13 protein-coding genes are annotated in these 12,579 nt (G+C 60.7%); 8 read left to right on the forward strand and 5 right to left on the reverse strand.

The features are described 5' to 3' along the window. Nucleotides 1-56 precede the first annotated feature (56 nt). Both flgM and OKC40_RS14360 read left to right on the forward strand, forming a co-directional pair. Entirely contained in the window at nt 57-377 is a 321-nt protein-coding gene (gene flgM, locus OKC40_RS14355; RefSeq protein ID WP_139734022.1) for a flagellar biosynthesis anti-sigma factor FlgM, read from the forward strand. Further along, complete coding sequence (locus tag OKC40_RS14360; RefSeq protein WP_042657130.1) at nt 374-790, forward strand: flagella synthesis protein FlgN; 417 nt, start codon at nt 374-376, stop codon at nt 788-790. Before flgM ends, OKC40_RS14360 begins: the two co-directional genes overlap by 4 nt. Before the next feature lie 36 nt (nt 791-826). On the opposite strand, the gene yfcE is transcribed toward OKC40_RS14360, so the two are convergent. Next, the gene (gene yfcE / locus OKC40_RS14365; protein WP_182939313.1) at nt 827-1,369 is read right to left on the reverse strand and encodes a phosphodiesterase; all 543 of its coding nucleotides are present in this window, start codon (nt 1,367-1,369) and stop codon (nt 827-829) included. 10 nt (nt 1,370-1,379) lie between these two features. Continuing rightward, entirely contained in the window at nt 1,380-3,017 is a 1,638-nt protein-coding gene (locus OKC40_RS14370; RefSeq protein WP_270795664.1) for a peptide ABC transporter substrate-binding protein, read from the reverse strand. Nucleotides 3,018-3,173: 156 nt separating this feature from the next. Here OKC40_RS14370 and OKC40_RS14375 point away from each other — a divergent pair, with 156 nt between their 5' ends. Then, nucleotides 3,174-4,073, forward strand: coding sequence for a DMT family transporter (locus tag OKC40_RS14375; RefSeq protein ID WP_182939311.1), 900 nt, complete (start codon nt 3,174-3,176; stop codon nt 4,071-4,073). A gap of 19 nt (nt 4,074-4,092) precedes the next feature. On the opposite strand, the gene rsuA is transcribed toward OKC40_RS14375, so the two are convergent. Beyond that, a complete protein-coding gene (rsuA, locus tag OKC40_RS14380) occupies nt 4,093-4,785 on the reverse strand; it encodes a 16S rRNA pseudouridine(516) synthase RsuA (protein WP_270795665.1) in 693 nt (230 codons plus the stop codon). A 168-nt stretch (nt 4,786-4,953) separates the two neighbouring features. On the opposite strand from rsuA, the gene OKC40_RS14385 reads away from it, so the two are divergent. Further along, nucleotides 4,954-6,153 carry an HD-GYP domain-containing protein gene (locus tag OKC40_RS14385; protein WP_182939310.1) on the forward strand — a complete coding sequence of 400 codons (1,200 nt, stop codon included), beginning with the start codon at nt 4,954-4,956 and terminating at the stop codon, nt 6,151-6,153. 17 nt (nt 6,154-6,170) lie between these two features. Here the strand turns inward: OKC40_RS14385 and OKC40_RS14390 are convergent, their stop codons facing one another. Further along, nucleotides 6,171-6,350 carry a hypothetical protein gene (locus OKC40_RS14390; protein ID WP_042657126.1) on the reverse strand — a complete coding sequence of 60 codons (180 nt, stop codon included), beginning with the start codon at nt 6,348-6,350 and terminating at the stop codon, nt 6,171-6,173. Between the two features lie 128 nt (nt 6,351-6,478). Continuing rightward, nucleotides 6,479-7,132 (reverse strand): fructose-6-phosphate aldolase, encoded by a 654-nt coding sequence (gene fsa / locus OKC40_RS14395; protein ID WP_182939309.1) that lies wholly within the window; start codon nt 7,130-7,132, stop codon nt 6,479-6,481. Nucleotides 7,133-7,260: 128 nt separating this feature from the next. Between fsa and OKC40_RS14400 the strand changes: the two genes are divergently transcribed. The 4 genes from OKC40_RS14400 to OKC40_RS14415 all read left to right on the forward strand — a co-directional run bounded on the left by OKC40_RS14400 (nt 7,261) and on the right by OKC40_RS14415 (nt 12,512). Continuing rightward, nucleotides 7,261-8,157 (forward strand): glycyl-radical enzyme activating protein, encoded by an 897-nt coding sequence (locus tag OKC40_RS14400; protein WP_182939308.1) that lies wholly within the window; start codon nt 7,261-7,263, stop codon nt 8,155-8,157. 4 nt (nt 8,158-8,161) lie between these two features. Next, nucleotides 8,162-10,606 (forward strand): formate C-acetyltransferase/glycerol dehydratase family glycyl radical enzyme, encoded by a 2,445-nt coding sequence (locus tag OKC40_RS14405; RefSeq protein ID WP_182939307.1) that lies wholly within the window; start codon nt 8,162-8,164, stop codon nt 10,604-10,606. A gap of 93 nt (nt 10,607-10,699) precedes the next feature. Beyond that, nucleotides 10,700-11,446 carry a DeoR/GlpR family DNA-binding transcription regulator gene (locus OKC40_RS14410; protein WP_182939306.1) on the forward strand — a complete coding sequence of 249 codons (747 nt, stop codon included), beginning with the start codon at nt 10,700-10,702 and terminating at the stop codon, nt 11,444-11,446. A 172-nt stretch (nt 11,447-11,618) separates the two neighbouring features. Further along, entirely contained in the window at nt 11,619-12,512 is an 894-nt protein-coding gene (locus tag OKC40_RS14415; RefSeq protein WP_182939305.1) for an EamA family transporter, read from the forward strand. The last annotated feature ends 67 nt before the right edge of the window (nt 12,513-12,579 follow it).

Below are 12,579 nucleotides of genomic sequence, written 5' to 3' on the forward strand. Positions count from 1 at the left end.
ACCTGCAGCACCGATAAACAGGTAAGCAAACCTTAAAGCAGACGAAGGTAACTAAAATGGCCATCAACAATATCAACAACTTGGCGAACAATCGGTTGCAAAATACCGCTAATAGCCAGGGAACAGGCAGCAAGTCAGTCACCTCATCGCCCGAAAACAAAGCGGCTACTGTCAAGCTGGACTCCGTCTCCTTGACCAGTGAGGCGCAACAATTGCAAAAAATGCAACAAAACCTCAATACCGCCTCGACCGGCAATGAGAGCAAGGTCGAACGGCTGAAAAAAGCCGTCGCGAGTGGCGAATATCAGGTCAACAGCAACGCTGTTGCCAAGAAGATGTTCAGTTTCGAGGCCAATCTGGACAAAGTTCTGGGATGATGGACTTACCTTCGTTACTGCACACCCAAGATGATTACCTCAGCCAGATGCAAGGCATTCTGGAAGAGGAGTTCAGCTTGCTCGAGCAGCATCAGGCACTGGCCCTGCCTGCACTGACCGAGCGCAAACAGCAGTTGCTTGCTGCGATAGAAACCCTGGACAAGACGCTGGCAGAGATGCCGGAACTGGCACTGCAGCTGGCAGCCTATCCCGACGAGATAGCGCAGCTTCGTGCAAAACTGGATGCCTGCCAGGCACAAAATGATATCAACGGTCGATTGCTTGAATTGAGCATGGTTTCCAACCGTCGTCTGGCAACCTTTCTGAGTCAGTTGCGAGATCGCAACAGCCTGACCTATGACGCCAAGGGCAACACTCGCTCTGGCACCCGCTCCTACGGTATCAAGGCCTGACATCTCTTATCAGGCCTTGCATTTTTGCTGTCCGTTTTAAAACACCAGTCGCAGCAACTCTCGCCCATCCTCACACGCATTTACGCGTAGCACCCCGTCTTCATAGCACCCGTAACTGGCAGGCAGCTCGCCGCGCGGGAAACAGATCGATCCCGGGTTCATCAATACCCGATCCCCCTGCCACTCCAGCACCGGCACATGAGTGTGGCCACTCAGGAACAGACTGCCCGCCGGAAGCTGTACCTCGTCCGGACGGTAAAGATGACCGTGGCTGACAAACCAGCGCCGCTCATCGACCAGCAGCTGGTTGTAGGGGGCGGTAATGGGAAAGCGCAACAGCATCTGATCCACTTCGGAATCACAATTGCCTCGCACCGCGATGATCTGCGGTGCCAGCTCGTTGAGCCGATCGGCCACCGCAGCCGGGTTATACCCCTCCGGTAGAGGATTGCGCGGGCCATGGTTGAGCAGATCGCCGAGCAGCAGATAGTGATCCGGCTGCCAGGGCTCAAGTTGGGTCAGCACCCGCTCCAGCGCAATGATGCTGCCGTGGATGTCGGAAATGATGGCAAGTTTCATGAAATGCTCCTCACTGCGGGCTGAAATAGAGATCCTTGGTGGCAATCGTCCCTTTCAAATTCTGGCTGGGCAGCCCTCGCAGCGCGGGATCGACCAGTCTCATCTGATTGTAATGATATACGGGGATGATCGGCGCCTCTTCGAGCAGCAACTGTTCGGCATGGCGGTACAGTTCACCCCGGCTCGCACTGTCCAGCGTGTTGGCCGCCTGCTCCAGCAGCAAATCAAAATCGGGATTGCAGTAGCCGCTCTCGTTGCGCAGATCCTGACAACGGAAGCTGCCCAGCATGGCTGACGGCTCGACGTAATCGCCAAACAGGAAGCTTCTTGCCACCTGAAAATCACCGCTATCCTTGGCCACCTGATAGGCGCCCCACTCCAGACTGTTGAGGGTGACCTGCACCCCCAGCTTCTGCCACATGGCGGCAATGGCCATCGCCATCTGCTTGTGGGTGTCGGCAGTGTTGTAGGTAATGCTCAGCTTGAGTGGATTCGCACTGTTATACCCGGCCGCAGATAGCAGGGCTGCCGCTTTGGCCTGCCGAGTCGGCATATCTTCGAGCGCCACAGGCAATACCACCCGGGGATAACCCGGCATCTCCGGCAACAGCGACCATGCCGCCTGCTCATCCTGCCCGCTCACTGCCCCAATAAGCTGCTGTCGATCAACCGCCATGGAGAGCGCCTGACGCACCCGCACATCCTGAAGTTCCGGGCGCTTCAAATTGAAGGCGTAGAGATAGGTGCCAAACAGCGGCAAGCCCCACAGCCGCTGCGGGGATTCACGCTTCATCTTCTGGTAATAGCCGAGGGAGACCTTGTTGGTGAGCTGGATTTCACCGGCCTCATAACGCAGCCGCTCCGCATGTTGCGAGGTGATCGGCAGGTAGGTGACCCGCCCGATACGGGTGTGCAGGTCGTCCCTGTAGTGGATATTGCGCTCGGCTTCGATCCGCTCGTTCGGCGTCCAGCTTGCCAACCGATAAGCACCATTGCTGACCAGCTTGCCGGGCTCGGTCCACTGCTTGCCAAACTGGGCTATCGCCTTCTGATTGACTGGCACAAAGGGGCGCTGACTGATGAGCTGCAAAAAATAGGGGGCGGGCCGCTCCAGAGTGATTTTTAGGATCTGGTCGCTTTGCGCCTCAATGCCCAGATTGTCGAGCTCCAGCGCACCGGCATAGATGGATTGCGCATTGTTGATCCCCGTCGCCAGCAGCAACCCGGCAGAAGGGGAATTGATGGCCGGATCGAGCAGACGGCGCCAGGCATAGACGAAATCAGCGGCCACCAGCGGCTCGCCATTGGACCACTTCAGTTGGGGGCGCAGGAAAAATCGCCACTCCAGCCCATCGTCACTCACCTCCCAGCGCAGTGCCTGAGCAGGTACGATATGCCCCTGCCCGTCATCGCTGACCAGCCCTTCAAACAGATCGACCAGTACCGCCTCCCCCGGAAAACCGGATCGCACTAGCGCCGGATCCAGCGACTCCGGCTCGGCACCGTTGCCCTTGACCAGGGTTTGCCGATCGGCCAGCAGAGGCTGCTGCTCAACGGTGGTGGCATGGGCCAGGGGCCCTGTCAGCACGGCAAGCAATAGCGGGGAGAGCCAGCGTTGCGCCAGCTTGGGGAAGAAACCATACCTCATGACAAAACCTCGAATAAAACCACTGCAGGAGGGGAAGGCCGACGGCGCGCCTGATGAATGCCTGATGCCGCTCTTGTTATCCCCGAAAACGCCCCGTATTGTATCGGGCTTGCCCGGGAGATGGAGTCTTTCGGGTTAATTTTTTCAGGAGTTTTTATGGGTTATGAGTGGCTGGCCCTCGCATCGGCCAGTTTATGGGCAGTTGCAGCGCTAATTTCGGTCAAACCGGCCCGTCATCTCGGCGCATTTGCCTACAGTCGCTGGCGCATGTTTCTGGTCAGCCTGATGCTCGGCACCATGAGTCTGCTCACTGGCGGCTGGCAAACCCTCACCGCAAGCGCCCTGCCCCTGCTCGCCATCTCGGGGCTGGTCGGCATCTTCATCGGCGACACGGCGCTGTTTGCCTGCATGAACCGGCTGGGGCCAAGACGCAGTGCCCTGCTCTTCTCCTGCCATGCGCTGTTTTCCGCCCTGCTTGGGCTCTGGCTCTTTAATGAACAGCTGACGGGCTGGCGACTGCTGGGGGCCATGCTGGTCTTTGCCGGCGTGATGCTGGCGATCCTGTTTGGCAGACGCAGTAGCAGCAACGAGTGGGAGCAGATCCGTGGCAATCTGGCGCTGGGGATTGGCCTTGGCCTGACGGCGGCACTGTGTCAGAGCGTGGGTGCCATCATCGCCAAGCCGGTGATGATGAGTGGTGAGGTGGATGCGGTGAGTGCATCGGGTATCCGGATGGGCAGTGCCCTGCTGGCCCACTGCGTCCTGCGGCTGGGACGCTTGCCACTGGCGATGCCGCTCAAACCGGTCAATCGCCAGATCCTCGCCATGATTGCCACCAACGGTTTTCTGGCGATGGGGCTGGGCATGACGCTGATCCTGATGGCACTGCGGCAGGGTGAGGTGGGCATGGTAGCGATTCTCTCCTCCACCACGCCGGTATTGCTGCTGCCGCTGTTGTGGTGGCACTCGGGGGAGCGGCCATCCGTTGCCGCCTGGGCTGGGGCACTGATTGCCACCTTGGGCACGGCGCTGGTGCTGGGTTTCAGCACTCACTGACACCCGGCACCATCCCTGATCAGAACAGAGCGATTTCCTCAGCGGTCAGCTCGCGGTATTCACCGGGGGCCAGCTCTTCATCCAGCGTCAGGCCGCCCACCCGCTCGCGATGCAAGCCAACGACCTTGTTGCCGATGGAGGCAAACATCCGCTTGACCTGGTGGTACTTGCCTTCATGGATGGTCAGGCGGGCCTCGCACTCACCGAGGATCTCCAGCTGGGCAGTACGGGTTTTATCGGTCTCGTTACGCAGGTAGACCCCTTCGGCGAACAACTCGATCGCATCCGGGCTCACCGGATCGGCCAGCCAGACGTGATAGGTCTTGGCACATTCGTGGCGCGGTGAGGTGATGCGGTGGGACCATTGGCCGTCGTCGGTCACCAGCACCAGACCCGTGGTATCGAGGTCGAGGCGACCCACCACGTGCAGCTTGCCCATCGCCGGCTCATCCATCAGGAAGAAGACGGTCGGGTGATCCGGATCCTCGTTGGAGCAGACATACCCTTCCGGCTTGTGCAGCATGAAATAGCGGTTGCGCTGCTCCAGCGTCAGCACCACGCCGTCAAACTCGATCTGGCTCTGCTCATTGATATGAAAGGCGGGCTGCTTGACCACAATGCCATCCACCATGACCTCACCCTGACGGATCAGTTTGCCTGCCAGCGAGCGGGTCAAATCGGAACAATCGCACAGAAATTTATCAAGCCGCATTCACAACCTCGGAGTCCAACAAGTAAAGGGGCGTCATTATATCGGGCGAGGGCGACAACGCCACTGTTAAGGGGTTGCCAATTATGACGAAGTGGTCATCCAATGTTACACTTCTCCGGTGTGACCCATCCGAACGATACTCATAATAATAAAAGTCAGGAAGCCCTCATGAAGTCTCAAGCATCCTATCCCGTCATTCCCGTCAACCAGCTGAAACCCGGCATGTATGTGATTGCTATCGCCAGCCAGACAGGTGGGATGGAGATCGCCCAGATGGGCATGGTGACCAGCGTGGCACAAATTGCCAATCTGGTACGCCAGGGGGTGCTCACGGTGCGCATCGATCTGGCCCGCAGCAAGCTGGGCAGCGCCGAGAGTGACGCCGTTATCTCCCCCGACCTCAATGCCAACAGCGCCCAGGCGGGACGCCGGGCCAGTGCCAACGGTGAAGGGCGGGAGCTGAAGATCCGCCGCCTTTACCAAGAGGCCCGCGAGCTGCAAGGCAAGTTCATTCGCCAGCTCAAGGCGGGTGAACCCATCGACATCACCCCGCTGGCCGAAGTCGCCGAAGAGATGGTAGACACCATGTTCAGCCACGGCGATGCGATGCTCTGTCTGGCCCGTATTCGTGCCAAGGATGCCTACCTGATGGAGCACTCCATGAACGTGGCCATTCTGCTCGCCAACTTCGGTCGCTATCTGGGACTGGAACGCAGCGTGTTAAAGGAGCTGACCCTGGGTGGCCTGCTGCACGACGTAGGCAAGATCATGACTCCGGACGAGGTGCTCAACAAACCGGGCAAGCTGACCGACGAGGAGTTCGCCATCATGCGCCAGCATGTGGTGCACAGTTACGAGATCCTCAGCAATACCCCGGGCATCACCCCCACCATGCTGGAAGTGGCCGCCAACCACCACGAGCGACTCGATGGCACCGGCTACCCGCAACGGCTCAAAGGCGATCAGCTCTCGCTCTATACCCGGATGAGCGGCATCGTCGATGTCTATGATGCCATCACCGCGGATCGGGTCTACAAAGCGGGCATGCAGCCGACCCAGGCGTTTCGCATCCTGCTCAAGGGGATCAATCAGCACTTCGATGCCGAACTGGTGACCAAGTTCATCAAGTGCATGGGGGTCTATCCGGTGGGAACGCTGGTGCAACTCTCGAACCAGCGCTTGGCCATCGTGATGCAGCGCAACGAGCAGCAACCGCTCAAGCCGGTGGTCAAGGTGATCTATCACGCCACCCAGCGTCACTACCTCGAGGTGCAGTGGCTGGATCTGGCCAAATCGGGTGTGCAGGAGAGCATTGAAAATACGGTCGATCCCAAAGAGTTTGGCATCAAACTCGCCAACTTCTTCTAATCCCTCACCTCAGATATTCATGATTGGCGCTGGCTGTCGAGCCAGTGCTGGATCAGAAACTCCTCATCCAGTGGCGAGAGATCAAAACGCAGGCTGGCCTCTTCAATGGCAGAGATATCGTGCAAGTGATGCTCGCTGAGCCAAAGCACCGCACGACGCAAATCTTCACCATGGGGGAGTAGCAAATGGTCGCTCATGGGATACCTCCGGTAAACTGCAGGGCGGCCAGCGAACGTGGCCCCCTCTTTCAAGTCTAGTCGGTCAATCCCCACAACCTGCGCTTCACCCTCCCCCCTTTATCACAGCAATCCGCTTGTCACTGCAATCAGCGACCGAAGGCGCACTGCCAATCCTGATCAAACTTCACCAGCGCCGCATCCACCGCAGGCACGTTTAGCAGCTGCTCCGCCACATCGAGCGGCAAGGTGATGGACTGGCAACCGGCCAGCAGGCAGTCGAGCGCCTGACGGGGAGTGCGGAATGACGCCGCCAGCACCTTGCTGTTCGGGGCGTGCAGCTCAAGCAGCTGTTGCAGCTCCTGCACGGTGGCGATGCCATCGCCCCCCTGAGCATCCAGCCGGTTAACGTAGGGAGCGACATATTCCGCTCCCGCCACCGCCGCCAACCAGCCTTGCAGCGGGGTATAGACCGCCGTGCCCAAGGTCGGCACCCCGTTAGCGGTCAGGCTCTTGATGGCAGCCAGCCCCTCCGCGCATACCGGGATCTTGATCACCAGATCCGGGTCCAGCTCACGCAGGGCGAACGCCTCGCGCACCATCTCGGTGTCGGTTTTAGCCATCACCTGAGCAAACAGGCGCGCCTTGGGCCCCAGTACGTCGCGCAGGGCGGGCAGCAGCTCGGAGAGCGGCATGCCCCCGGCGGCAGTAATGGAAGGATTGGTGGTGACACCGGCCAACGGCAGGATCCGTGACCAGCGACGCACTGCCGCCACATCGGCGGTATCGAGATACAGCTCCATCTCTAACTCCTTAACGGGATGTTCAATATGTCGCCATTCTAGCGATAAAACATCTGCAAATTGCTTGATCGAAATCAAATCAACTTTCGAATGAAAGCAAATAGAATGAAAAAACAAAAGGAGGCGGTATGATTTTCGACCTGCAACGATATTCAACTCACGATGGCCCCGGCATTCGCACCCTGGTGTTTCTCAAGGGGTGCTCGCTGGCTTGCCTGTGGTGTCAAAACCCGGAGAGCCGCTCTCCCAAGCCGGACATACTACTCGACCGGCGCCAGTGCATCGAGGGATGCCAGCTCTGCAGCCAGGCTTGTCCGGCAATCTTGCGTGACAGCGAGGGGATCCAGCTCAGCCGTTCTGCCCTCAAGGCCGACGATATGGAACGGCTGCGCGGCCTCTGCCCCAGCGAAGCGCTGCAGGTGTGCGGTCGGGATGACACCCTGGACACCCTGATAGACACCATACTGCGGGATCGCCCCTTCTTCGAGCGCAGCGGCGGTGGCGTCACCCTCTCCGGTGGCGAGCCTTTTATGCAGCCCAGCTTTGCCGCTGCCCTGCTGGCCCGCTGCAAGGCAGAAGGGCTGCACACAGCGGTCGAGAGCTGCCTGCATGTGCCCTGGCACCAGATTGAGCCAAGCCTCCCCTCACTGGATCTGGTGCTGGCGGATCTCAAACACGTGGATAAAGAACGTTTCTTCCACTGGACCCGCGGCAAGGTGGAGCTGCCCATCGCGAACCTCAAACGCCTCGCCGAACACGGCGTGCCGATGCAGATCCGGGTGCCGCTCATTCCCGGCTTCAATGCCGACCGCGCATCGATCGAAGCCATCACCGACACCGCCGCCAGCCTCGGCACGGTGCAGGAGATCCACTTCCTCCCCTACCACACGCTGGGGATGGGCAAATATGCCCTGCTGGATCTGCCCTATCAGGCACCGGACACGCCGCTCGACGATCCCGATTTACTCCGCTTTGCCCACGCATACGCCCAACGTCAGGGGCTGACCCCTGTGACCAGAGGATAAGATCATGACCCAGCTCGACCTCAATACCCTCAGCCCGCGGATCCGCGCCCACAAAGAGAGCCTGATCCACATCGTTCAGCCACCGGTCTGCACCGAGCGGGCCCGCCACTACACCGAGGCCTATCAGGCTCACCTCGCCCGGCCGCTGCCGGTGCGCCGCGCGCTGGCACTGGCTCATCACCTCAAGCAGCGCACCATCTGGATCAAGCACGACGAGCTGATCGTCGGCAATCAGGCCAGTCAGGTGCGGGCGGCGCCGCTGTTTCCCGAATACACGGTGAGCTGGATTGAGAAGGAGATCGACGAGCTGGCGGACAGACCCGGTGCCGGTTTTGCAGTCAGCGAAACCGACAAGGCGATCATCCACGCCCTCACCCCCTTCTGGCGCGGCCAGACGGTGCAGGATCGCTGCTTCGGCCTCTTTACCGACGAACAGAAAGCGCTGCTGGAGAGCGGCATCATCAAGGCCGAGGGCAACATGACCTCGGGGGATGCTCACCTCGCGGTCAACTATGAGGAGCTGCTCACGCTGGGTCTCGATGGCTTCAAGGCCAAGGTGGCCGAGCGGCGCAGTCGGCTGGATCTGGCGGATTGGGCCGATCTGCAGCGCGAGCAGTTCCTGCACGCCGTCGCCATCACCCTGGAGGCGGTCAGCGATCATATCGGGCGCTACGCCACTCTCGCCAGCAATATGGCCCGTGACATGGCCGCGCAGGAGTCGTGCCCCGAACGCCGAAGCGAACTTGAGACCATTTCGCTCAACTGCGCCCACATCGCCCACCAGCCCCCCGAGACCTTCTGGCAGGCGCTGCAGCTCTGCTACTTTATCCAGCTCATTTTGCAGATCGAATCCAACGGCCACTCGGTGTCGTTTGGCCGGATGGACCAATATCTCTACCCCTGGTATCGCCGCGAGGTGGAACTGTCAGAATCCCTGTCACGCTCCCGCGCCATCGAACTGCTGCAAGGGTGCTGGCTGAAATTGCTGGAGGTGAACAAGATCCGCTCCGGCACCCACTCCAAGGCCTCCGCCGGCAGCCCGCTCTATCAAAACGTCACCATCGGTGGCCAGAACTGGCGGGATGGCGCGGCCCATGACGCGGTCAACGGCCTCTCCTACGCGATTCTGGAGTCCTGCGGCCAGCTGAGATCCACCCAGCCGAACCTGTCGGTGCGCTACCACGCCGGGATGAGCGAGGATTTCCTCGACGCCTGCATTCAGGTGATCCGCTGCGGCTTTGGCATGCCCGCCTTCAACAACGACGAGGTGGTGATCCCCGAGTTCATCAAGCTCGGGGTGAGCGTGGAAGATGCCCACCACTACGCCGCCATCGGCTGCATCGAGACCGCGGTGCCCGGCAAGTGGGGCTACCGCTGCACCGGCATGAGCTTTATCAACTTCGCCCGCATCCTGCTGGCCTCCCTCGATGGCGGTCGCGATGCCACCACCGGCAAGGTATTCCTGCCCCAGCCCCAGTCACTGCGGGAAGGAACCTTTGGCAATTTTGACGAGGTAATGGCCCGCTGGGATGAGCAGGTGCGCTACTTCACCCGCAAATCCATCGAGATCGACTGCGTGGTCGACAGCGTGCTGGAGGCGCAAGCGCACGACATCCTCTGCAGCACCCTGGTGGATGACTGCATCGAGCGCGGCAAGACCATCAAGGAGGGGGGGGCCGTCTATGACTGGGTCTCTGGTCTGCAGGTGGGGATCGCCAACCTCGGCAACAGTCTGGCGGCCCTGAAGAAACTGGTGTTCGAGCAGGGGGTGGTGGATCAGCACGAGCTGGCTGCCGCGCTGGAGCAAGACTTTGCCGGGCTGGCAGGGGAGCAGTTGCGTCAGCGCCTCACCAACGCCGCCCCCAAATATGGCAACGATCTGGACGAGGTCGATCTGCTGCTGGTGCAGGCTTACCAGAGCTACATCGACGAGCTCAAGGGGCTGCACAACACCCGCTTCGGCCGTGGCCCCATTGGCGGCACCTACTATGCCGGCACCTCCTCCATCTCCGCCAACGTGCCGTTTGGTGCGGCCACTATGGCCACCCCGGATGGCCGTCACGCCCGCACCCCGCTGGCGGAAGGAGCCAGCCCCTCTTCGGGGTCGGATCGTCTCGGCCCGACGGCGGTGTTCAACTCCATCGGCAAGCTGCCCACGGCGGCGATCCTCGGCGGGGTACTGCTCAACCAGAAGCTGAGCCCGGCGAGCCTTGAGAACGAGCGGGACAAGACCAAGCTGATGAGCCTGCTGCGCACCTTCTTCGAGGTGCACAAGGGGTGGCACGTGCAGTACAACATCGTCTCGCGGGAGACCTTGCTGGCGGCCAAGGCCAATCCGGATCAGTACCGGGATCTGGTGGTACGGGTGGCGGGCTATTCGGCCTTCTTCACCGCCTTATCCCCGGATGCGCAAGATGATATCATCGCCCGCACCGAGCACAGTCTCTGACGGGGCGCGCCCATGGCGCCTGTGACGTCATATGATTGGCAAGCCACCCTCGGGTGGCTTGCCGCTATCCACCACCTTGCATGCGAGCGCACCATGAATCCACGCCACCAACTGATCCTCACTCTGGTCCATCAGGCTCGCAAGATGAGCGTGAGTGAGCTCGCCCAACACACCGGCGTGTCGGAGGTGACGGTGCGCAACGACCTCACCGCGCTGGAGAAACAGGGGCTGCTCAGACGGGTACACGGCTCGGCCATGGCGCTGGAGACCGATGACCCGGATGCCCGGATGAACATCAACTACCTGCTCAAGGAGCGCCTCGCCGAGCGGGCCGCCCAGCTGGTGGAAGATGGCGAGACGGTCTTTATCGAAGGGGGCAGCGCCAACGCCATGCTGGCGCGCCATCTGGCCCTGCACAAACGGGTCACCATCATCACCATCAGCAGCTATATCGCCCATCTGCTCAAAGACACCCCGGCTCAGGTAGTGCTGCTCGGCGGGCTGTTCCAGCATCAGAGCGAAAGCGTGGTGGGGCCGCTGACGCGCCTCTGTATCGAGCAGGTGCACTTCTCCAAGGCCTTTATCGGGGTCGACGGTTTTCACCCCGAGGTGGGCTTTACCGGTCGCGACATGATGCGGGCCGATGTGGTCAACAGCGTGCTGGCCAAAGGGATGACCAATGTGGTGATCACCGACAGCAGCAAATTTGGCGCCATTCACCCGAGCCAGCTTGGCGCACCGGGCCAGATCAGCGTGCTGGTCACCGACGATGCCCTGCCCGCCCCCATGCGTGCGGCTATCACCGACCGTGGTATTGCGCTGCACTGCGTCACGGCCTGATCTGCCCTGACCTTGCAACAAAAAGCAGCTACGGGCCTCTCAACCAGAAATATCCAAACGGGCCTTTGTCCTTGACACTCACCACCGGCTCAAGGGTATGCTCCCACCCTTGCCGACCGCGCCGGGCAGTGTAAACCCGCGCGCCGCACTGCTGATGACAGGGATTTCAACCATGCAAACCAAGGACAAGTGTCTGGCCGCTCTGGTCATCCTCTGCTGGGGGCTCAACTTCATCGCCATCAAGTGGGGACTGGAGGGGATACCACCGCTACTGCTGGGGGCACTGCGCTTTATCGGCGTGGTCTTTCCCGCCATCTTGCTGGTGCCCAGGCCCGCCATGCCCTGGCGCTGGCTGCTGGCCTACGGCGGCGCCATCAGCCTCGGTCAATTCGCCTTTCTGTTCAGTGCCATGAAGTTCGGCATGCCGGCGGGCATGGCCTCCTTGGTGCTGCAATCTCAGGTGGTGTTCACCCTGCTGTTTGCGATGATCTGGCTGGGGGAGCGCTGGCAACCCCACCACTGGGTGGCGCTGCCTTTGGCGGGGCTCGGCCTCTATCTCATCGCCACCCACGGTGAGGGCAACCTGACCCTGATCGGCTTCGTGCTGACGCTGTGCGCCGCCGCCTGCTGGGGCCTTGGCAACGTCATCAACCGCCAGATTGGTCTGCGCTACCAAACCACGCTGCCCAGCCTGATCGCCTGGGGTGGTCTGGTGCCTATTCTGCCGTTTTTCGCCCTCTCCTGGCTGTTCGAGGGGCCGGCGCTGATGGTCAGCAGCCTGCTCAACTTCAGCTGGCAGGGATTATTGTGCGTGCTCTACCTCTCGTATGTCGCGACCTGGCTGGGTTACGGCCTGTGGGGGCGACTGCTGATGCGCTATCCGGTCGCGCAGGTGGCGCCGCTCTCCCTGCTGATCCCCTGTGTCGGCATGGTGGCGGCCGCCCTGCTGCTCGATGAACATCCGACCGCCATGCAGTGGCTGGGCTCAGGTCTGGTGCTGCTCGGCTTTGTGGTGCATCTGCTCGGTGGCCGACTGCGCGGGTTGAAACCACAGAGCGCGACATGATGAGCGCCTGCCAATTTGCGCTATTTCATTGACCTGACAGGATAAAATTTTCATGATGAGCCAGTCC

The sequence above is a fragment of the Aeromonas sp. QDB11 genome, from assembly GCF_027705265.1.
In the GTDB taxonomy this organism is placed as follows: Bacteria; Pseudomonadota; Gammaproteobacteria; order Enterobacterales; family Aeromonadaceae; genus Aeromonas; species Aeromonas allosaccharophila.

Bases quoted from the DNA above. Each gene is read 5' to 3' on its own strand.
- flgM (WP_139734022.1), top strand. From the start codon at position 57: ATGGCCATCAACAATATCAACAACTTGGCGAACAATCGGTTGCAAAAT.
- OKC40_RS14360 (WP_042657130.1), top strand. From the start codon at position 374: ATGATGGACTTACCTTCGTTACTGCACACCCAAGATGATTACCTCAGC.
- yfcE (WP_182939313.1), bottom strand. From the start codon at position 1,369: ATGAAACTTGCCATCATTTCCGACATCCACGGCAGCATCATTGCGCTG.
- OKC40_RS14370 (WP_270795664.1), bottom strand. From the start codon at position 3,017: ATGAGGTATGGTTTCTTCCCCAAGCTGGCGCAACGCTGGCTCTCCCCG.
- OKC40_RS14375 (WP_182939311.1), top strand. From the start codon at position 3,174: ATGGGTTATGAGTGGCTGGCCCTCGCATCGGCCAGTTTATGGGCAGTT.
- rsuA (WP_270795665.1), bottom strand. From the start codon at position 4,785: ATGCGGCTTGATAAATTTCTGTGCGATTGTTCCGATTTGACCCGCTCG.
- OKC40_RS14385 (WP_182939310.1), top strand. From the start codon at position 4,954: ATGAAGTCTCAAGCATCCTATCCCGTCATTCCCGTCAACCAGCTGAAA.
- OKC40_RS14390 (WP_042657126.1), bottom strand. From the start codon at position 6,350: ATGAGCGACCATTTGCTACTCCCCCATGGTGAAGATTTGCGTCGTGCG.
- fsa (WP_182939309.1), bottom strand. From the start codon at position 7,132: ATGGAGCTGTATCTCGATACCGCCGATGTGGCGGCAGTGCGTCGCTGG.
- OKC40_RS14400 (WP_182939308.1), top strand. From the start codon at position 7,261: ATGATTTTCGACCTGCAACGATATTCAACTCACGATGGCCCCGGCATT.
- OKC40_RS14405 (WP_182939307.1), top strand. From the start codon at position 8,162: ATGACCCAGCTCGACCTCAATACCCTCAGCCCGCGGATCCGCGCCCAC.
- OKC40_RS14410 (WP_182939306.1), top strand. From the start codon at position 10,700: ATGAATCCACGCCACCAACTGATCCTCACTCTGGTCCATCAGGCTCGC.
- OKC40_RS14415 (WP_182939305.1), top strand. From the start codon at position 11,619: ATGCAAACCAAGGACAAGTGTCTGGCCGCTCTGGTCATCCTCTGCTGG.